The following is an 18,324-nucleotide window of genomic DNA, read 5'->3' as shown; positions in this document are numbered from 1 at the left end:
CAAACCCTATTGCATGTAGACCTCGATAAGCTTAGATCTAATGAATATAAAAGACGAATCCCTCAAAACTATTGCTTTTGAGGGATTCGCCATGAAAAGTGTATTTTATATCGTTTTATGTGATTAGAACGAATACCTTAATCCCAATTGGAATTGATAAGGGTTACCCGAAGGTGATACAATTCCAGAGTTGTTTACATTATAATTAAACTGCTGTTTCGTAACATCAAAAGGCACCAATTTCTCTCCCGCGGCATCCTTTCCGCCTAAAGCATATAGATTTTGATTACCCAAAGACTCATTTACGCCCCAAGTCTTCTTAAATAAGTTGGCAACATTGAAAAGATCTCCCGATACCTCCAATGCATGGTTTTTATATAAATTGAATTTTTTAGCGATTCTAAGGTCGATCAAGCCATAAAAACCATTCACTCCACCATTACGCTCAGCTATTTTACCTTGATATTTTTTAATAAAATCTTTAAGGCTCTGACTCGCTTCTGGATTATTCAACAAATTATTCAATCCAGTAATCAGCTGTTTTGACGTATTGGGATTATTGGGATCAAAGATAAAGGCCAGATCATTGTCCCCAGCAACAAAGTCTCCATTTATATTTCCGCCGGCCAACAAACTGTATCGCGTACCGCCAATACCGGAGTACCGTACTCCCACGCTGACACCATAAAATGTTGGTAAAGTGCCATAGATCACAATCTTATTGCGGAATTGATTGTTCGAATAACTCATCTTGCTCAAATCGCGCGGATCATCTTTTACTGCCAAAGATAAGGTCGCTGTATTCGCCACGTTTCCATTGAAAGAAGTATTATCTTTCGCATCATTCCAGGTATAGCTAACCGATATAGATCCATCTTTGTAATATTGATAACTTGCATCCAATACGACTGCAAACTGATTCACTTTTCCTTCAGAGTTCAATTCTAGTACGCGGCCGAATTTATTGGAAATCCTTCCTTTTTTCCAATCCGGAGCCCCATCAACAATCGATGCCGCAGGAACAAAAACTCCCCTATTGTCTTCATTCGCTAATCTGAAGAACGGATCTTTCACCATATTACGATCCACATACATATAGTTATTACGCCCAAGATTCATATACCCTGAAAGACTCGCTTTTAACTTTTCGGTAAAGAAATGCGTATAAGATACATTTGCCTTGTAGACTACTGGAATTTTAGCGTCGGGTCCATAGGTATTGATCGTAGGTACTTGAAACTGCGCCAATGTTGGTGTTGTTAACGGGTCCTTTCTATAGCCCACAAAATTAGGTGTAGGTACATCATTACCTCGGACATCAACCGTCGCAAAATGCTTACCGTCAAAAGTCAAGTTATTGATGGTCATATAATTGTTAATATCTGAAGCGAAAACACCTGCTCCTATCCGGAAAAAGTCCTTTCGTTCTTCATTCACATCCCAAGTCATCTGGAAACGCGGCTGTACAACAAAAGATTTCAATTTATGATCTGTACGTACCCCAACTTCTTTCAGCAATTCTTCATTCAAAGGAGAGGTTGGATAATGACCATAATCCAATCGTAATCCCGCAACTAGATCCAACCCCTGTGCCAACTTGGTCTGTAACTGACCATATGCACCGGCATTGAATATCTTACCGACCACAGCTGGATCACTTACCAAAGGAACTTCACGATAATAAGCATATGGCTTCATGTCGTCAAAGTTTTGCATGGCTGTCTTTCCATCACTCGGCCTAAAGTGAAAGCGTCCATTGACCTCACTTCCATAAATCGAGTTTGCATGGGTATACATCAAGTCGACCCCAAAGGTATAATTGATATTATCGGTACTGTAATAGATATTATTAACAAGCTGAAATACATTATTTTTAAAAGATTCCTGTGCAAAACGATGTCCGCCCAATTGCAATGTGGTCTTTTTATCTTCTCCAGCGACCTTAGATACTGCATCCTCTACAATTGCACGGGGAATATTTTGACTAGGTAAAAGATCTCCTGGACTACTTTTTTGATAGGTATAGAGATGTTGTACTTTCAATTCATTTGTTACCTTAGGTGAAATAGTCGTACGCAAAGTTGCCAATAGACTGTTATCAATGTTTTTATCATTTCCGTAAGATTCATACAAGGTAATTGGCTTATTATCCTGTAATCCCAACTTATTATTATCACTTGTAAAGTTATTTCGGATCGTCAATAAGTTTTTCTCATTAATTTGCCAGTCAATTCTTCCAAAAATCGCGTCAGACCCTCGCTTTTTATCAAAAGCGCCATATTGACGTTCATTGCCCAATCCATACTTGTTACGTCCAATATTAACAAACTCATCCAAGGTGGCATTAGTAACATTAAATCTCTTCTCGTCGGCCTCAGAATTGATATCCGCAATAATCAGTGGGCGGGCATCCCGTTGATGATCCCATGCAACAAAATAATGCAATTTGTCTTTAATGATCGGACCGCCCAATGTAAATCCATATTGATAGGTAGAAAAATCATTGCTTCGTTTGTTTCCTCTGATATCGTAGGGACTGGACAACCAATCGGCCCTTGAATAAAGCCAAGCGCTTCCGTGCGTTTGATTTGTTCCCTGTTTGGTCACCGCACTAACGGTTCCGCCGCCCGCTCTTCCGTAGGTTACGTCATACTGGTTGGTGACCACTTTAAATTCCCGGACTGCTTCTATCGAAATGGAGAAAGGTGCGCCGCTACGGCTGGTTGTCGAACCTGCAGAAGTCGGATTTTTGGCATTCATACCATCGATGGTAAAATTGGTAGAAGAGCCCAACTGGCCACCGATATTATCTCCCTTACTCAAAGGAGACAAATCCATTAGCGACGTAAAATTCCGGCCGTTGACAGGCAACTTCGCGATATCCCTGGCTGTAACCGCGGTAGCGGCACCTAGATTTTCTATTTTATTCTTCAGCGTACTTATTCCTGTTAATTCAACAGTTTCCAATACATTCGACGTGTTTTGAATAGGAATGGTCAAGCGTACAATATCACCCTGATTTAAATTAAATCCCGAACGAACTTGTTCGCCATAACCTATATAAGTTACTTTGACGGTATAGGGACCACCTAAAGGCAACTCCTTAAAGTTGAAATCACCATTTGCATTGGTTGAGGTCTTCGTTGTGAAACCGGTCGATTCATTCCGTACTTCGATGGAAGCACCATGAACCCCTTTGTTGTTCTCGTCCGTAATCTTTCCGGAAAACCCGGCTTGGGTCGTTTGTGCGTACAACCCTGTTCCAAGTGCGATGGCACACGTTGTAAGTAGAAATTCTTTCATTTAGTTGTTGGTTGTGATAATGAAAGCAAAACTACATCGGAACTGTAAACAGAAGCTAAACGAAATATTATGAAATTATAAACAAAGCATTTCAACGTGTATATAAACAAAATGAAACTTCTTTAGGAAAAAAAGACAATATCGGAAAAGGCAACAAAAGTATTTTAATATAGGGATAGAAATATCCCGATACTGCAAACATCATGATTTAGCAGACAGTAACAAAAAGAACGCAAACTGAAAATTCTTTCTGGCCAATAATATCACAAAAAAGTCAGCCGAAGCTGACTTTCTAATATAAAATTGTAAACTTAAAATCCAATGGATTAAAGTACTTGTAAAGGTCCCTAAAGAGGCTATCACCATATTTGACATAAAGCAAAGCGAAATTTTCAGAGCGCTCCTGCAGTCCTCCACCCGGAAAAAGCTTTTCCTTCACGTTATCAATATCCGTTAAAGCATGCTGATGGTTCCGCTTCTCAGCTTTCATCAGCTTTTTCTCCAAATTATTGATCGCTTTCTTTAACCTTGCTTTTACGGCTTCAGTGCTAGGACCCAAACTTGGATCTATTTTATGAGTTCTTAACCTTATCTTACCAAAAATGGCGTTCAGCTCCATCCATTCGTCATTGAGATTCAGTCGTTCTTTGGTATGACGTCGAACATACTCTTTTTTCAGCACTTCTGCCGGCCGAAAAATACTCTTAAATGTAAGATCAACACGAAACAACTTAGCTGCAACGTTGTCCTCGGTAATCATTGCTGAGTTACGAGGGATCAAAATTGGAAAATCTACCTGATATTGGTCAAAGTTGGATTTTAACTGCATCCAATAGACCATTTCGGCGCCACCGCCAATATAAGCAAGATTGGGAAGTATAATTTCTTGATACATCGGCCGCATGACCACATTTGGACTGAAACGCTCTGGATAACGCTCGATCTCCTGCTCCAGCTCTGCTTTGGTAAAATAAATATGCTGGTGCAATACTTCGTATCGGCCGTCAGCAGTCAGTACTAAACGCTCTCTAAATTCGTCCGTCAAATAAAAGAAATTAATCTCACGGGCATGCACTTGGGTAGAGAAACCATTTGATTCCAACTCTTCCGATCGCGCTGTTATTGCCTTAAAGCTTTTTTCAGAGAAGATATCTTCCTTAATAATTGGCTTGAACAGTTCCTTCAATTCCCGGTCATCTGCATCGACGATCAAAAGACCGTAAGACTTAAACAACTCATTGACCATATACCGTGTTGCATCTGCTAATCGATCATGGTTCAAATAGGCTTCTTCTACAATGCGTGTCAGCCTGGTCGAATTTTCGGAAAGCCCTAAAATATTGGTATACTGCTTCACAGCATCAACGATTGTTGCGGTATCCATTCGCCCCGTAGCAGAAACAGCAGGAGTATCCCAAGCAATTTTCTTACCGAAGACTTTGGTGTGGTTGATCTCTTCAAAATCATGATCTTCAGTTGCCATCCAATATACTGGAATAAACGTTTTATCAGGATGCTTGGCATGTAAATCTTCAGACAAACGTATTGCCGTCATGATTTTAAAAATAAAATATAAAGGCCCTGTAAAAATATTGAGCTGATGCCCAGTTGTAATGGTATAGGAATTTTGGTCGAGCAACAGTTCTATATTGGCCGCTACAGCAGGAGAATCCTTTAATAGTTCGCCATATTGTTTTTTAAGACGCTCAACAAGAATTTCCCTGTGTTCAAATTTCTTCTTTTCGTTCAATTGCTTTTCAAAACCAGCCCAGGTAGGCCAATTCCCAACAAAAGGTTTTAAGGCTTCATCATGTGCCAAATAGGCTAATAAAGTCTTGGAGAAGCTATTTGTTTCACTATATTCAATATAAGTTGCCTTCATCTGCAAATTTTATTAATTATTCTCTATTCTTAATTGATAACGAAATCCCCCAAAGCAACCTGACATGGCAGTGAATCTTTTCCGTTAATAGAACCTATTTTCAATTTCAATCAGAAGGCTGATTCATCCTGAAACTACAGGCTTTCTTGAATCTGATTTTAAACGGCTATAGATTGTTTAAAATGGGGATTGTACGTTTACAAATGTATCTAGTTTGCCCCGACAAAATAGTGAATTTTCACAAAAAGCTTGTCCCGCTTTTAAATTATATCATTTTACTGACAATTGCCTATAAACAAACGGGCCTCCCTTGACTAAGGGAGGCCCGTTTGTTTATAGTATCATCTATAAGCTTTTATACTTATTTCCTTACAATCTCACCATATAGATCGAAATCTTCAGCTCGGTCGATTTTTACCTGAACAAAATCACCAATGCGTGCATAAGAATCTACCGCGGGAATCAAGACCTCATTGTCGACCTCCGGAGAATCGTATTCTGTCCGGCCAATAAAGTAATCGCCGTCTACCCGATCAACCAGTACTTTATAGGTATTACCGACTTTGGACTGATTGATATCGTACGAAATACCTTGCTGTATTTCCATGATGGCTTCCACCCGTCCTTCTTTTACTTCCTGTGGAACATCGTCCTCCAGAGAATGTGCGTGCGTCTTTTCTTCATGAGAATAGGTAAAACACCCTAATCTGTCAAAACGGGTTTCTTCAACCCAATCCAACATCTCCTGAAAATCCTGTTCAGTTTCACCTGGATAACCACAAATTAATGTTGTACGCAAAGCGATATCTGGAACTTTGTCACGTATTGCGTTGACAAGATCAATCTGTTTCTGTTTTGTTGTACCTCTTCGCATAGACTTCAACATCGGATCAGATATATGTTGTAGTGGCATATCCAAGTAATTACAGATATTCGAACGTTCGTTCATTGCGTCCAAAATATCCATTGGGAAACCCGAAGGATAGGCATACTGCAGTCTGATCCATTCGATACCATCAACATCTGACAAATGGCGCATTAAATCAGAAAGATTGCGCTTTCCATAAATATCTAAGCCATAATAGGTCAGGTCTTGTGCAATCAGAATCAATTCTTTCGTGCCGTTCGACGCAAGAAATTTTGCCTCTTTGACAAGATCGTCAATGGATTTAGAAACGTGTTTACCACGCATCAGGGGAATTGCACAAAAAGAGCAGGGACGATTACATCCTTCAGCAATCTTAAAGTAAGAAAAATGCGAAGGTGTTGTCAATAAGCGCTCACCCAATAACTCGTGTCGATAATCAGCACCAATGGATGACAATAGCTCCGGTAAATCGTTCGTACCGAAAAAGGCATCAACATTGGGGATTTCAGCCTGTAACTCCGGCTTATATCGCTCAGAAAGACAACCTGTAACGATCACTTTGTTGATTTTACCCTGATCTTTTAGATCCGAATATTGTAAGATCGCATCAATTGACTCCTGTTTGGCATTATCAATAAAACCGCAGGTATTGATTACGACAATATCATTCGCTTGTATATTGGATGCTTCATGCACGACTTCCATCTGATTGCCCTTTAACTGGCCCATCAGGACTTCACTATCGTGAATATTTTTCGAACAGCCCAAGGTTACCACATTGACACGTGGTTTATTTATCAAAGGGGCTGGTTTCGCGTATTTTGTCTTCATATGATTAGACGGTAGACTCTATTTGAAAAGGGAGTCGACAAATTCCTTTTTGTTAAACAACTGAAGATCACCAATTTTTTCACCTACACCAATATATTTCACCGGGATCTTAAATTGATCAGATATACCAATAACCACCCCGCCCTTCGCCGTTCCATCGAGTTTCGTCAATGCTAAAGCGTTCACATCGGTTGCCTGTGTAAATTGCGTACATTGCTCAATGGCGTTTTGCCCTGTTGATGCGTCCAAGACCAACAAGATTTCATGTGGTGCACCTGGAACAACCTTTTGCATAACATTCTTAATCTTCGTGAGCTCATTCATTAGCCCAACCTTATTGTGCAAACGGCCTGCGGTATCAATGATACACACATCTTCGCCATTTGCTACTGCCGATTTCACGGTATCATAAGCCACTGAAGCAGGATCCGAGCCCATGGCCTGAGCGACAACACGCACGCCAACACGCTCACCCCATAATTTAAGTTGATCAACAGCAGCCGCCCGAAAGGTATCCGCTGCCCCCAATACAACTTTGCTTCCAGCTTGTTTCAGCTGATGAGCCAGTTTGCCAATAGTCGTTGTCTTGCCAACCCCATTGACACCTACAACCATAATAACGTATGGTTTATGATCGCCATAATTGAAATTCTCGAAATCAGCACTATTGTTCTCTGCCAGTAGCGTTTGAATTTCTTCTTTCAGGAGATTGTTGAGCTCAGAAGTAGAAACGTACTTATCTCGGGCAACACGGGCCTGTATGCGATCAATGATTTTTAAGGTAGTCGTAACCCCAACATCAGAAGTAACCAAAACCTCTTCCAGATTATCCAGCACATCGTCATCTACTGTTGATTTACCAACGACAGCTTTTGTAATCTTGGAAAGAAAGCCTTCTTTTGTTTTTTCCAAACCTTTGTCTAAGGCCTGTTCTTCTTCTTGTGTTTGTGGTTTTTTCTTAAAAAAATCAAATAATCCCATGGAGTGTAGTAGTGAAAATTGATGTTCAAATATAAACAAATGTCCTCAACAAAAAAAGCCCTTTCGGTAGGATACCAAAACGGCTATTTTTATCGAATTCTTTTTAAAGAAAAACTTTAAAAAAGGAAAATGCTACTCGTTATTTTTGAGCTGCAGCAACGACGTCTTTCACTTTATCGTTGTGAACCATACCTTCTTTGAAAGTATACGCGCCAGTTTTTTGCAGATTTAGTAGTAATAATAACCTTTGTAAATTCTTTACCGCCACCTTTTTGTAACGATGCAACTGCTTTCTTTGCCATGGTATATTAATATTTTACTTAGCCTCTCTTTCAAGTGCTAAGATGTGTGACTTACTTAATTTCTTTATGAACAGTAACTTTTCTCAATACTGGGTTGAATTTTTTCAATTCCAAACGCTCAGTTGTGTTCTTTTTGTTTTTAGTAGTGATGTAACGAGACATTCCCGGAAGACCACTTTCTTTGTGTTCAGTACATTCTAAGATAACTTGTACTCTATTTCCTTTTTTAGCCATTGTTTTACTTTATTTTGAATCCTATTATAGGATTGAAATTCATGAATAATCTTAATGTAACAGGCGCGACAATCAATTAGATTGACCCTTTAACGATAAATTTATTGATCGCTGCTGTAATCCCGTTCTTATTGATAGTCTTGATAGCAGAAGTAGATACTTTCAACGTAATCCAACGATCTTCTTCTGGAATGTAAAAACGTTTCGTTTGTAAATTTGGATAGAATTTACGTTTAGTTTTAACGTTTGAGTGAGAAACGTTATTTCCTGTTAACGCCGCTTTGCCTGTTAAATCACAAATTCTTGACATGATATTATTTTTTTGTTGTCTTTATTACAATATGTTAATCCTTTGCACTCTCTGCAAAGAGTTTGCAAATATCTATATTTTTTTTTGGATAAGCAACAAGATAATTGGAATTATTTTTAAAAATAGTTCTACATAGGAATGGTAAGGGCAAAAATAAAGGATTTTATTGTATTATATTTGCTCTGTAAAGAAAAATAGTTTTCAACAATTCACATTTATGAACAAATATCTTCGCAAGGGCTTAAGGGAAATAATCATTGGTGTCGTACTTGTGATCTTGGGATATTATCTCATGGAACAGCGTTCCAACTGGTATAAACTTGCTATGCTTGTCGGAGTTATTGCATTTAGTATCGGTGTCCTGACTTTAATCTATCGCATGATTCGTAAGGTAGACCGAAATGCCATTATGGAGATGCGTGAAGAATCGCATAAAAAAGATAAAGAAGGAGATGCTGAACAAAACTAGGGGTATAGTCTTAAAAACAACCAACTATTCGGAGAGTAGCCTTGTGGCGCAGATATACACCGAACAGTTTGGTATGCAATCCTATCTCATTACGGGCGCAAGGAAGCCCAAAGCAAAGATCAAGGCCAATATTCTTCAACCCTTACATTTACTGGAAATTGTCGCTACACATAAAGATAATGGTTCTTTACAGCGGATCTCCGAAGCGCGTCAAGTCCCTGTCTTGCAAGAAATACCTTATGATATTGTTAAAAGCTCGCTCGCACTTTTTCTGAATGAAATACTCTATAAAATTCTGAAGGAACAAGAAAATGACGATTATCTTTTTGAATTCATCCATCAGTCTGTACGTTGGCTAGATGAAACGCATTTAAATCTGGCCAATTTCCATCTTGTTTTTTTAATCAAGCTAACCCGCTTTCTCGGGTTTTATCCCGCTGAATCAAAACAGGCCCACCCTTATTTTAATCTTCATGAAGCTACCTTCTCCGATAGCCTTCCTGAACACCCGCTTGTATTACAGGAACCACATACGTCAATTTTCAGAAATTTAATCGAATCCGAATATTCGAATTGTGACCGCATAAAAATGACCGCTTCTGATCGACAATTCCTGCTGGAAAAAGTGCTCGACTTCTATCGTCTCCACCGCACAAATTTTAAAGAAATAAAATCGCTCTATATCCTCGAAGAGATTTTTAGATAAATTAATTTCAGCTTTCTATTTAAAAGGTCCAATAGGCGCCCCTTGGATAACGGGGAATAAATATCTCCGGTGAAACGTGAAACATCCTAAACAAAAAAACAGGGCAAACACAGCGCTGGCAATCAACCACTTGCCAACATAAACTATCCTCCCAGATAAATTCTTGGTACATTTATTGTAACAAAATTGAAATAACATTTTGATTTACTAGCATCATTTTCACCTAAAAAAGTCTTAAAATATGGAACTTAAAGAAAACTTTTTAAAGGTTGTTCGAGACAACTATGCCAACTTTGAAGGAAGGGCTCGCCGTAAGGAATATTGGATGTTTTTCCTTGCAAATCTCATCATTAGCGCAATATTTGCAATACTTGGACAAATTGCAAGCTTATTTACGTATGTCTCAGGTTTAGTAAGTTTAGCTTTACTAATTCCTGGAATAGCCGTTACGGTCCGAAGATTACATGACACCAATAAATCAGGCTGGTTTATATTAGTTGCATTGATTCCATTTATTGGTTGGATCTACCTGCTTTACTTATTGGTACTGGAAGGCGACAAGGCTTCAAATCAATATGGTCCAGATCCCAAAGCGCTGGAAAACGTAACAAATCATCCTTTTACTCAAAGCCAAGATCCCTTCGGTTCTTCTCTGCCACAGGACCCATTTGGAAGTTCACAACCATCAAATCCTACGCCACCAGCACCTGATAAAGATCCTTTTGCTTAGATGCTAACAGCATAAAAAAAGCTTTCACAATTGTGAAAGCTTTTTTTATATTATTTTGCTTCTTCTCTATACCACATCAATGGTCGTCAAAAGAAAATATTCGATAGCCTACAAACATGTATACGCTCGTCGAATGCAATCCAATAAAAAATTAATGTCTATGCTTTTTCTTTTGTTGTCCTGGAGCAAAATCACGTGCCGACTGCTCACCATAGTATTTTTTAGCATGCCCAGGAGGCATTCTTTTCGGACCACGGCCATGACCATGGTGATGATGGGCAGAATAACAGGCCGACATGGATAGCGCGATAACAACAGACAGCCCCAATACTATAATACGTTTCATCTTCACTAACTATTTTTAAATACCCTATTACAATTATCAGTCCAAATTATTTACTGAAGCAAATAAATACGCCCTGCCCTAAAATTTCCTTTTCTAAGGGCGCAGATTTCCCATAAAATAAAAAAGCCCATGCTGTTCGCATAGGCCTTTTCACAATAAATATATCTTGAATCTAATTAGATAACTCTTACATTTACCGCATTAAGACCTTTACGGCCTTGTTCAACTTCGTAAGATACATTGTCATTCTCACGAACTTTGTCTACTAATCCAGAAACGTGAACAAAAATTTCGCTCTCGCCTGAGTTAGGGATGATGAAACCGAAACCTTTGGTCTCATTAAAGAATTTTACTTTACCTTCTTGCATGGCACTATATTATTAATTTCCCTAAAGGTAGAGAAATAAAATCAAAAATCTTAACCTTTTTATTTTTTTTATCCGTTAAACTTTTTCATAAACTTTGGCTCCAATCTTGTAGCAATGCGATAATGGCAATCGTATTATTATAAAAAGTTAAATACGAAAAATATGAAAAAAATACTATTAGGACTAGCCTTTTTAGGTTTGATGACCCAAGTAAACGCGCAACAAATGGTTAATAAAGAATTTGTATCTACGGTAGGCCGTGCAGAAGAAGAAGTAACACCAGATATTATCTATATTGATGTTACCCTAAAAGAGTTTTATGAGAACGGTAACACGAAGAAAAAGGCCGCAATAGAAAAGCTAGAAAAAGATCTGTTCGATTCGGCGACAAAAGCGGGTGTAAAAAAAGAAGATTTTACCATCCAGAATATCTGGAGCTATAATGTTCCGGATAAAAAGAAAAAAGACACCGATATCTTGCTCTCCAGACAATACCGTATTAAGGTAACCAACTTGAACAATTTGGGCCAACTATTAGACGGTGTTGACAAAGCCGGTATCCAAAGCACCTATATTAGCGAATATGATTATTCGAAGAAAAAGGAGTTGGAAAAAAGTTTAAAAACCAAGGCGGTATTGGATGCAAAAGTCAATGCTCAAATTTTGGCAGAAGCCGCAGGCCAAAAAATTGGTAAAGCGATCGTATTATCTGAAACACCACAACAAATTATATTTGGCGTACAACCGATGATGCGTAATGCCATGTATAAAGGTGCTATGGCCGAAGCAGCAGACAGCGCTGGTGACAGTGGGTTAGATTTAAATATCAGACCGATGAAAGTTACGAGTGAAATCAGCGCTTCATTTGAGTTATTGTAATCATGCATAGGGAAAAAACTCCAGCAGATAAATTAAAACAAATTGACCAAGATTTCGGTTGGATTGACCGAATATCTTGGTTAATGGATAATCAATTCAAGATTGGAACCTTTCGCTTCGGACTTGATCCAGTCTTGAATCTCATCCCCTTAGGTGGCGCGATAGCGGGCTTCGGAACCTCTCTGGTTCTTGTCATAGCCATGTGGCGTAATGGCGCCAGTCCAAAATTAGTCATACGCATGTTACTCAATATCTCGATTGATGCTGTTTTGGGTAGCATTCCTTTCCTCGGAAACTTTTTTGATTTTTTTAGCAAGGCCAATGAAAAGAACATCAAATTATTACGACAACATTACTACGAAGGCAAGCATTCAGGCTCGGGTATCGGTATAATCATCAGTATTCTAACGGTCTTCTTCTTATTCATCGGTGTTACATTTTATCTTATCTGGACGTTGTTCTCTTGGGCATTCTCGCTATTGAATACCCTCGGATTCTAAATAAACCTCCTTGCTTCACCTATAGGGCAGAATCCTTCGCATTTCTCTTAAAACAGTTGCCCATATCTAATATCTATTTAATAATTTTGATCGCGATAGTCATCGTGTTATGACATCCAGAACTTAATCTCAAATTTAAAATGAGCAAAAAAAGAATATTTTCACTGATTTTGATCGTCATCATGCTGGCCGCAATTTTGACTAACCCAAGCAAAGAGGAACACGAAAAGGTTGTACGCGCGAAAGCTGAACAGCTATTGAAAAGCCAGCTTCATGCGAAAGATCAAGAGTTTTTCGGATTGGGGATGCAGCTCTTCGGAAATGACATCGTCGATAAATTTATCCAAAGTTCCGTTGTGGTCGACAACTACTATTTGTTTTCGCTAACCAAAATAAAATGGCAGGGTACAGAACAGATTATCGGTGGCGGAGCTTTTAAATACATCTGGCTGAGCCCAAAAATTGATGAAAAGGCCGACGAAATTATTGCTGCATTGAAAAAGATTTAACATGCCTTTAGAAATACTTTATCAAGACGAATCCATCGTTGCAATCAATAAACCACATGGACTATTGGTGCACCGATCTGCTATTGCGCGCGATGCTTCAGCGTTTGCCCTACAGCTCCTTCGGGACCAATTAGGAAAAACCGTTTATCCCGCACATCGTTTGGACCGGAAGACCGGAGGCATTCTGTTATTTTCATTAAATAAGGAGACGGACCAATACTTACAAAAAAGTTTTCAGGAGCGTAAGATCGACAAAAAATACCTCGCTGTTCTGAGGGGCTTCGCGCCAGCAGAAGGCCTGATTGACTATCCCTTAAAAAGGGACGATGGCACCGTTCAGGAAGCACAAACATCTTTTCGCTTACTTGCTCAAGGCGAGTTGGCCGTTCCCTTCGGAAAATTTCCGACAGCACGATACAGTCTCGTCGAAGCCAACCCAATTACGGGTCGTATGCATCAGTTACGTCGCCATTTTGCACATATCTTTCATCCCATTATCGGCGATCGTCCGCACGGATGCAACAAACAAAACAGGTTCTGGAAAGAAGCCTACCAAATGGATACCATGCTATTGCATGCGTCGGAACTGACCTTTAAACATCCATTATCGGGCGAAGACGTTCATATCAAAGCACCCCTACAACCCGATTTCATCCGGGTATTGGAAATATTAAACCTCAACGCGATATGTTAAAATTGATTCTCGAAGCCTTTATCAGCATATCCGGTATTACCGCAGCTTCCGGTATCGTCTACCAGAACAGGCAGATACATATCGTTTCTGACAATAGCAATTATATCTACAGCTATAGTATCACAGACCAAAAGTTGTCTAAAACGGCACTACGGCAGTCTGATCCGATGGAAAATAGGGCTAAAGCAGCTAAAATGGATTTGGAATCGATCACTTTCGATGGAAGCCGCTATTATCTTTATGGCTCTGGTTCTACCCCAAACAGAAACACTCGTTTTATTTGGGACGGCAAAACAGTCCTTCAGGAAGACTACAGTAACATCTATTCTTCCTTAATGGAAAAATTCAATATTTCCAAAGAAGACTTCAATATTGAAGGCGTAGTTCATTTAAAAGATAAGATCTTATTTTTTAACCGGGGAAATGGCCCTAAAGGCATAAATGCCATTTTAGAGTATCATCCGCTTGCTGCCGAACAATCCCGCTGTATCCCGATTGAACTACCCAAGCTCAATGGCATATCGACAGGTTTCTCAGATGCGACCCTGGTTGGAAATGAAATCTATTTTATTGCTACCGCCGAAAATGCAAAATCGACTTATCTGGATGGAGAGATCAGTGGTTCTCTTCTTGGAAAAATACCTTCCGATCTTTCCGGCAAACCCGAGACATTCGAAATTCCCGAAAAGCATAAATTTGAAGGAATCACATTGAAAGAGGAAACGGCCCAAGGCCTAATGTTCCTGCTATGTGAAGATACCGATAGCGAAGATGATCATATGACCATCTATTCGCTCCGGGTAAGCAATTAAATCGATTGTTCTAAAATGGATTCACAGTGAGGAATCACGTATATTTTATTAAATTTGTAGCTGATTAAAACTTAATTTTTATGTTAAAAAATACTGCCCTTTCGGAGACGCACATTGCTTTAGGAGCAAAAATGGTTCCCTTTGCAGGCTTCAACATGCCCGTACAATACACAGGCATCAATGATGAGCACGAAACAGTTCGCACAGGTGTAGGAGTTTTTGATGTAAGCCACATGGGTGAATTCATCCTAAAAGGGGAAAAAGCCCTGGATCTACTTCAAAAAATCTCTTCCAATGATGTGTCAAAATTATACGATGGCAAAGTTCAATATGCTTATATCCCCAATGAAACTGGCGGTGTAGTTGATGACTTCCTAACATACCGTATAGACGATAAGACATATTTTTTGGTTGTGAATGCGTCAAATATTGAGAAAGACTGGAACTGGATCTCCAAATACAATACAGCTGGTGTGGAGATGAAGAATATCTCTGATCAAACCTCCTTATTCGCGGTACAAGGTCCTAAGGCTGCAGATGCACTTCAATCGCTTACCGACATCGAATTAGCTCCAATGGAATATTATACCTTTGCAAAAGGTACATTTGCGGGCGTAGAGAATGTGTTGGTTTCTGCAACAGGATATACGGGAGCTGGAGGTTTTGAAATCTATGTGGCCAATGAAGATGCCCAAAAAGTATGGGATGCTATTTTCGAAGCCGGTAAAGCTTATGGAATCAAACCTATTGGTTTAGGTGCCCGTGATACTTTACGTCTAGAAATGGGTTTCTGCCTATACGGAAATGACATCGACGATAATACCTCTCCTTTAGAAGGCGGTTTAGGCTGGGTAACGAAGTTTACAAAAGACTTTGTGAATTCTGCGGCGCTTAAAGCGGAAAAAGAAGCTGGTCTAAAGAAAAAGCTAGTTGGTTTCGAAATGATTGACAGAGGCATTCCTCGTCATGATTACGAAATTGTTGATGCTGATGGAAATGTAATTGGACGTGTGACTTCAGGTACACAATCACCAACATTGAAAAAATCAATCGGTTTAGGTTATGTGGACACAGCCTTTTCAAAAGACGGCACCGAGATCTTCATTCTGATCCGTAATCAAAAAATAAAAGCAAAAGTAACAAAACCACCATTTGTGAAGTAATAAAAAAAGCCTGCTTAAAGCAGGCTTTTTTTATTACTTCTTCTTTTGTTTTGTAATAAGTTGTTGTTTACCGCTTTCTTTTTGCTGAATAAGTGATCGAACCCGTTTGCTTAAAACAACACGGAGATAGATCAAAACCACCAAAAAGGCGATGGATAATCCCGTTACCAGCATGTTGCCGGCCTTATACCCTTCAAAACCACTGTAAACTAAAAATACAATAGCCAAACTCAACACTATATTTAGAAAAAAATACTTTAACATATCACTTTTTTATTAATCCCAATACCCGCTGTCTCCATCCGCCAAAGAAATAGAATGCTCCACCAACAATGTTTAATAAAACAATCGTCAAAGCCATCAGCATCCTTTCTGTGTTAGAAATTGTCCTCGAAAGCATGATTTCCCGTAGAACCAATATTACCCATAGGAGAGACAATAGAATGGAAAGGCTACCTAATATGGGGAATATACCAAGGTTAAATAATCGCGCTAAAATAGCTACGCTATAAAAAGCAAGACTAAACAAGAAAGCTTGCTTAGTCTGATGCTCCAAATTTTTCATCTTAATAAACGTCTAACTCTGGATCGATTTCCTCTTTCCAAGCTAAAATTCCGCCTTTTAAATTTGCAAGATTGTCAAAACCCTGTTGTTCCAATAACATAATCGCCTGTGCAGAACGTTTTCCAGAACGGCATTGTACGATAACAGGTTTATCTTTCGCAATCTTATCAGCTTCGATCAGTATACCTGAAAGTGGAATATTCAATCCATTTAAATTGGATACTTCATACTCAAAGGATTCACGAACGTCTATCAACTGAAAATCTTCGTTGTTATCGATTTTATTCTTTAATTCTTGTACAGATACTTCTTTCATTTTCAAACAATTTAATAGTCAAATATACTACATTTTTTCCGAAAGTGTTCGCTTTCCTGGATGCTCAAAATCAGTCGATGTTGCTAAGAGTAGGCTCAATTTTTAGTGTATTAACGGCATTAGAAATCTTAGATGGGTTTTGCCTGTCATCGGATCATTTGAAATGGATCATTTTAGGAAGTTTATTGTCTGCACAATTCGCTTGTAGAATTTTCCTTATCTTCACCCAGACTTTACTAAGCTTTATATGAATTCAATACCTAAAATTATACTGTCTATATCTTTACTTGCACTCTCGGCAGTAAGCTATGGACAGCAAGTTATTTCCGAGCAGGAACGCCAAGATGTGAGCCGCATACTCAATACCCTAGCCGCTGACGATATGCGTGGGAGATCGGCTTTGACAAAAGACATCGAACCAGCTGCAGATTTTATCGCTGCCGAAATGAAGAGAATAGGCCTTAGCCCCTACGCAGAACAAAATTACAGGCAAACATTCCAATTGGATAAAATCTCTCCGGTAAGCAAATCCGCAACCATCAATAAGCAGCTGATCCCAGCTGACCATGTTATTTCACTTGGAAACCACGTTGATTTACAGTGGGATAATCGAAGTAGCCTTAACATCGTCGAAATAAAATCGGGCGATGATTTTGCGAAAGTATTTAGAGAACATTCTCTAGCCAAAGAAAATACACTTGTATTGGTAGACCCCTCCTTTGAAAGCTATTTTGTGCGTTTTGGTCAAATGCTCAACTCTCCTAAATTTATAGAGGACCCCTCCAAACAAAAACCATCAATTGTCTACCTTTTAACAGCGGAGAAACCCCAAACTTTTCAAATTCATATTGAACGGAAGCTTCAAAATTTCCCCTTGTTTAACGTGGCAGGAATAATCCCCGGGAAAAGTAAACCGAACGAATACGTTATCTTTTCGGGACATTACGATCATATTGGCATCCTTAAGGCAGTAGGCCAAGATTCTATTGCCAATGGCGCCGATGACGATGCCTCAGGTGTGACCGCAATGTTAACCCTGGCAGATTACTACAAAAAACAAAATAATAATGAAAGGACCCTTATTTTCGTCGCTTTTACGGCAGAAGAACTGGGCATGTATGGCTCAAAATATTTTTCCAACCACATCAATGCTGACCAGGTAGTCGCTATGATCAATATGGAAATGATCGGAAAAGATTCCAAATTCGGTCCCAATACAGTGTATATTACAGGATACGATCAGTCGAATCTTGGTGAATTAATGCAGGAAAATTTAAAAAATACAAATTTCCGATTCTATCCTGATCCATATACCAAACAAAATCTCTTTTATCGAAACGATAATGCGGTATTGGCAGCCAAAGGTGTGCCTGCGCATTCATTTTCAACATCCCAAATGGATAAGGATGAATATTACCATACCGTAAAAGATGAAGTGTCTACATTGAATGTTCAGAATATCATTTCCAGTATAGAAGCGATCGCCATAGGCACCTCCGGAATTGTAACAGGCAAACAAACACCTTCACGGGTCGAAAAACTAAAAGATTAGGCGA

At 39.1% G+C, this 18,324-nt stretch carries 22 protein-coding genes; 10 read left to right on the top strand and 12 right to left on the bottom strand.

Going from position 1 to position 18,324, the window contains the following annotated elements:
* Positions 1 to 123 precede the first annotated feature (123 nt).
* The 7 genes from DTA23_RS15285 to rpmB form a co-directional block, all read right to left on the bottom strand.
* Positions 124 to 3,303 (bottom strand): TonB-dependent receptor, encoded by a 3,180-nt coding sequence (locus DTA23_RS15285; protein WP_112375185.1) that lies wholly within the window; start codon positions 3,301 to 3,303, stop codon positions 124 to 126.
* A gap of 292 nt (positions 3,304 to 3,595) precedes the next feature.
* Positions 3,596 to 5,185 carry a bacillithiol biosynthesis cysteine-adding enzyme BshC gene (gene bshC, locus DTA23_RS15280; RefSeq protein WP_112375184.1) on the bottom strand — a complete coding sequence of 530 codons (1,590 nt, stop codon included), beginning with the start codon at positions 5,183 to 5,185 and terminating at the stop codon, positions 3,596 to 3,598.
* A 361-nt stretch (positions 5,186 to 5,546) separates the two neighbouring features.
* Complete coding sequence (rimO, locus tag DTA23_RS15275) at positions 5,547 to 6,884, bottom strand: 30S ribosomal protein S12 methylthiotransferase RimO (RefSeq protein WP_070562563.1); 1,338 nt, start codon at positions 6,882 to 6,884, stop codon at positions 5,547 to 5,549.
* Between the two features lie 18 nt (positions 6,885 to 6,902).
* Positions 6,903 to 7,865: a signal recognition particle-docking protein FtsY gene (gene ftsY / locus DTA23_RS15270; protein ID WP_046672598.1), complete on the bottom strand. Its 963-nt coding sequence runs from the start codon at positions 7,863 to 7,865 to the stop codon at positions 6,903 to 6,905.
* A gap of 139 nt (positions 7,866 to 8,004) precedes the next feature.
* Positions 8,005 to 8,133 carry a DUF4295 family protein gene (locus DTA23_RS15265; RefSeq protein ID WP_370445111.1) on the bottom strand — a complete coding sequence of 43 codons (129 nt, stop codon included), beginning with the start codon at positions 8,131 to 8,133 and terminating at the stop codon, positions 8,005 to 8,007.
* A gap of 85 nt (positions 8,134 to 8,218) precedes the next feature.
* On the bottom strand, positions 8,219 to 8,401 hold the full coding sequence (rpmG, locus tag DTA23_RS15260; protein ID WP_002998409.1) for a 50S ribosomal protein L33: 183 nt from the start codon (positions 8,399 to 8,401) through the stop codon (positions 8,219 to 8,221).
* A gap of 76 nt (positions 8,402 to 8,477) precedes the next feature.
* Complete coding sequence (gene rpmB, locus DTA23_RS15255; RefSeq protein ID WP_046672597.1) at positions 8,478 to 8,711, bottom strand: 50S ribosomal protein L28; 234 nt, start codon at positions 8,709 to 8,711, stop codon at positions 8,478 to 8,480.
* 217 nt (positions 8,712 to 8,928) lie between these two features.
* On the opposite strand from rpmB, the gene DTA23_RS15250 reads away from it, so the two are divergent.
* From DTA23_RS15250 to DTA23_RS15240, 3 genes are all read left to right on the top strand, one after another.
* Complete coding sequence (locus DTA23_RS15250) at positions 8,929 to 9,180, top strand: signal peptidase (RefSeq protein WP_112375183.1); 252 nt, start codon at positions 8,929 to 8,931, stop codon at positions 9,178 to 9,180.
* Positions 9,164 to 9,886, top strand: coding sequence for a DNA repair protein RecO (gene recO / locus DTA23_RS15245; protein WP_112375182.1), 723 nt, complete (start codon positions 9,164 to 9,166; stop codon positions 9,884 to 9,886). Before DTA23_RS15250 ends, recO begins: the two co-directional genes overlap by 17 nt.
* Positions 9,887 to 10,127: 241 nt before the next feature.
* Entirely contained in the window at positions 10,128 to 10,616 is a 489-nt protein-coding gene (locus DTA23_RS15240) for a DUF805 domain-containing protein (RefSeq protein WP_112375181.1), read from the top strand.
* A 151-nt stretch (positions 10,617 to 10,767) separates the two neighbouring features.
* On the opposite strand, the gene DTA23_RS15235 is transcribed toward DTA23_RS15240, so the two are convergent.
* Both DTA23_RS15235 and DTA23_RS15230 read right to left on the bottom strand, forming a co-directional pair.
* Positions 10,768 to 10,962 carry a quinol oxidase subunit 4 gene (locus DTA23_RS15235; protein ID WP_112375180.1) on the bottom strand — a complete coding sequence of 65 codons (195 nt, stop codon included), beginning with the start codon at positions 10,960 to 10,962 and terminating at the stop codon, positions 10,768 to 10,770.
* A gap of 176 nt (positions 10,963 to 11,138) precedes the next feature.
* Positions 11,139 to 11,330: a cold-shock protein gene (locus DTA23_RS15230; protein WP_046672593.1), complete on the bottom strand. Its 192-nt coding sequence runs from the start codon at positions 11,328 to 11,330 to the stop codon at positions 11,139 to 11,141.
* Between the two features lie 162 nt (positions 11,331 to 11,492).
* On the opposite strand from DTA23_RS15230, the gene DTA23_RS15225 reads away from it, so the two are divergent.
* From DTA23_RS15225 to gcvT, 6 genes are all read left to right on the top strand, one after another.
* The gene (locus tag DTA23_RS15225) at positions 11,493 to 12,209 is read left to right on the top strand and encodes an SIMPL domain-containing protein (protein WP_046672592.1); all 717 of its coding nucleotides are present in this window, start codon (positions 11,493 to 11,495) and stop codon (positions 12,207 to 12,209) included.
* A 2-nt stretch (positions 12,210 to 12,211) separates the two neighbouring features.
* On the top strand, positions 12,212 to 12,709 hold the full coding sequence (locus DTA23_RS15220) for a DUF4112 domain-containing protein (protein ID WP_112375179.1): 498 nt from the start codon (positions 12,212 to 12,214) through the stop codon (positions 12,707 to 12,709).
* 140 nt (positions 12,710 to 12,849) lie between these two features.
* Entirely contained in the window at positions 12,850 to 13,218 is a 369-nt protein-coding gene (locus DTA23_RS15215) for a DUF4359 domain-containing protein (RefSeq protein ID WP_046672590.1), read from the top strand.
* 1 nt (position 13,219) lies between these two features.
* Positions 13,220 to 13,912: a pseudouridine synthase gene (locus DTA23_RS15210; protein WP_112375178.1), complete on the top strand. Its 693-nt coding sequence runs from the start codon at positions 13,220 to 13,222 to the stop codon at positions 13,910 to 13,912.
* Entirely contained in the window at positions 13,906 to 14,724 is an 819-nt protein-coding gene (locus DTA23_RS15205) for a DUF6929 family protein (protein ID WP_112375177.1), read from the top strand. The genes DTA23_RS15210 and DTA23_RS15205 overlap by 7 nt, the downstream gene beginning before the upstream one ends.
* Positions 14,725 to 14,804: 80 nt before the next feature.
* Positions 14,805 to 15,887, top strand: coding sequence for a glycine cleavage system aminomethyltransferase GcvT (gene gcvT / locus DTA23_RS15200; RefSeq protein ID WP_070562585.1), 1,083 nt, complete (start codon positions 14,805 to 14,807; stop codon positions 15,885 to 15,887).
* Between the two features lie 33 nt (positions 15,888 to 15,920).
* Here the strand turns inward: gcvT and DTA23_RS15195 are convergent, their stop codons facing one another.
* The 3 genes from DTA23_RS15195 to DTA23_RS15185 are packed head-to-tail and all read right to left on the bottom strand — an operon-like array spanning position 15,921 to position 16,768.
* Positions 15,921 to 16,151 carry a DUF6358 family protein gene (locus DTA23_RS15195; RefSeq protein WP_070562589.1) on the bottom strand — a complete coding sequence of 77 codons (231 nt, stop codon included), beginning with the start codon at positions 16,149 to 16,151 and terminating at the stop codon, positions 15,921 to 15,923.
* Position 16,152: 1 nt separating this feature from the next.
* Positions 16,153 to 16,452: a hypothetical protein gene (locus DTA23_RS15190; RefSeq protein ID WP_046672585.1), complete on the bottom strand. Its 300-nt coding sequence runs from the start codon at positions 16,450 to 16,452 to the stop codon at positions 16,153 to 16,155.
* Position 16,453: 1 nt separating this feature from the next.
* On the bottom strand, positions 16,454 to 16,768 hold the full coding sequence (locus tag DTA23_RS15185; RefSeq protein ID WP_070562591.1) for a rhodanese-like domain-containing protein: 315 nt from the start codon (positions 16,766 to 16,768) through the stop codon (positions 16,454 to 16,456).
* Positions 16,769 to 17,015: 247 nt separating this feature from the next.
* On the opposite strand from DTA23_RS15185, the gene DTA23_RS15180 reads away from it, so the two are divergent.
* Positions 17,016 to 18,320: a M20/M25/M40 family metallo-hydrolase gene (locus tag DTA23_RS15180; protein WP_112375176.1), complete on the top strand. Its 1,305-nt coding sequence runs from the start codon at positions 17,016 to 17,018 to the stop codon at positions 18,318 to 18,320.
* Positions 18,321 to 18,324: the final 4 nt, after the last annotated feature.

It is taken from the genome of Sphingobacterium multivorum (assembly GCF_900457465.1).
Taxonomy (GTDB): domain Bacteria; phylum Bacteroidota; class Bacteroidia; order Sphingobacteriales; family Sphingobacteriaceae; genus Sphingobacterium; species Sphingobacterium multivorum.
Note: the sequence above shows the minus strand (reverse complement) of the source record. Positions and strands in the feature narration are given on the sequence as shown.

Bases quoted from the DNA above. Each gene is read 5' to 3' on its own strand.
- DTA23_RS15210 (WP_112375178.1), top strand. From the start codon at position 13,220: ATGCCTTTAGAAATACTTTATCAAGACGAATCCATCGTTGCAATCAAT.
- DTA23_RS15240 (WP_112375181.1), top strand. From the start codon at position 10,128: ATGGAACTTAAAGAAAACTTTTTAAAGGTTGTTCGAGACAACTATGCC.
- DTA23_RS15195 (WP_070562589.1), bottom strand. From the start codon at position 16,151: ATGTTAAAGTATTTTTTTCTAAATATAGTGTTGAGTTTGGCTATTGTA.
- DTA23_RS15285 (WP_112375185.1), bottom strand. From the start codon at position 3,303: ATGAAAGAATTTCTACTTACAACGTGTGCCATCGCACTTGGAACAGGG.
- ftsY (WP_046672598.1), bottom strand. From the start codon at position 7,865: ATGGGATTATTTGATTTTTTTAAGAAAAAACCACAAACACAAGAAGAA.
- rpmG (WP_002998409.1), bottom strand. From the start codon at position 8,401: ATGGCTAAAAAAGGAAATAGAGTACAAGTTATCTTAGAATGTACTGAA.
- gcvT (WP_070562585.1), top strand. From the start codon at position 14,805: ATGTTAAAAAATACTGCCCTTTCGGAGACGCACATTGCTTTAGGAGCA.
- DTA23_RS15225 (WP_046672592.1), top strand. From the start codon at position 11,493: ATGAAAAAAATACTATTAGGACTAGCCTTTTTAGGTTTGATGACCCAA.
- DTA23_RS15220 (WP_112375179.1), top strand. From the start codon at position 12,212: ATGCATAGGGAAAAAACTCCAGCAGATAAATTAAAACAAATTGACCAA.
- DTA23_RS15205 (WP_112375177.1), top strand. From the start codon at position 13,906: ATGTTAAAATTGATTCTCGAAGCCTTTATCAGCATATCCGGTATTACC.
- DTA23_RS15180 (WP_112375176.1), top strand. From the start codon at position 17,016: ATGAATTCAATACCTAAAATTATACTGTCTATATCTTTACTTGCACTC.
- DTA23_RS15235 (WP_112375180.1), bottom strand. From the start codon at position 10,962: ATGAAACGTATTATAGTATTGGGGCTGTCTGTTGTTATCGCGCTATCC.
- recO (WP_112375182.1), top strand. From the start codon at position 9,164: ATGCTGAACAAAACTAGGGGTATAGTCTTAAAAACAACCAACTATTCG.
- rpmB (WP_046672597.1), bottom strand. From the start codon at position 8,711: ATGTCAAGAATTTGTGATTTAACAGGCAAAGCGGCGTTAACAGGAAAT.
- DTA23_RS15185 (WP_070562591.1), bottom strand. From the start codon at position 16,768: ATGAAAGAAGTATCTGTACAAGAATTAAAGAATAAAATCGATAACAAC.
- rimO (WP_070562563.1), bottom strand. From the start codon at position 6,884: ATGAAGACAAAATACGCGAAACCAGCCCCTTTGATAAATAAACCACGT.
- bshC (WP_112375184.1), bottom strand. From the start codon at position 5,185: ATGAAGGCAACTTATATTGAATATAGTGAAACAAATAGCTTCTCCAAG.
- DTA23_RS15190 (WP_046672585.1), bottom strand. From the start codon at position 16,452: ATGAAAAATTTGGAGCATCAGACTAAGCAAGCTTTCTTGTTTAGTCTT.
- DTA23_RS15215 (WP_046672590.1), top strand. From the start codon at position 12,850: ATGAGCAAAAAAAGAATATTTTCACTGATTTTGATCGTCATCATGCTG.
- DTA23_RS15230 (WP_046672593.1), bottom strand. From the start codon at position 11,330: ATGCAAGAAGGTAAAGTAAAATTCTTTAATGAGACCAAAGGTTTCGGT.
- DTA23_RS15250 (WP_112375183.1), top strand. From the start codon at position 8,929: ATGAACAAATATCTTCGCAAGGGCTTAAGGGAAATAATCATTGGTGTC.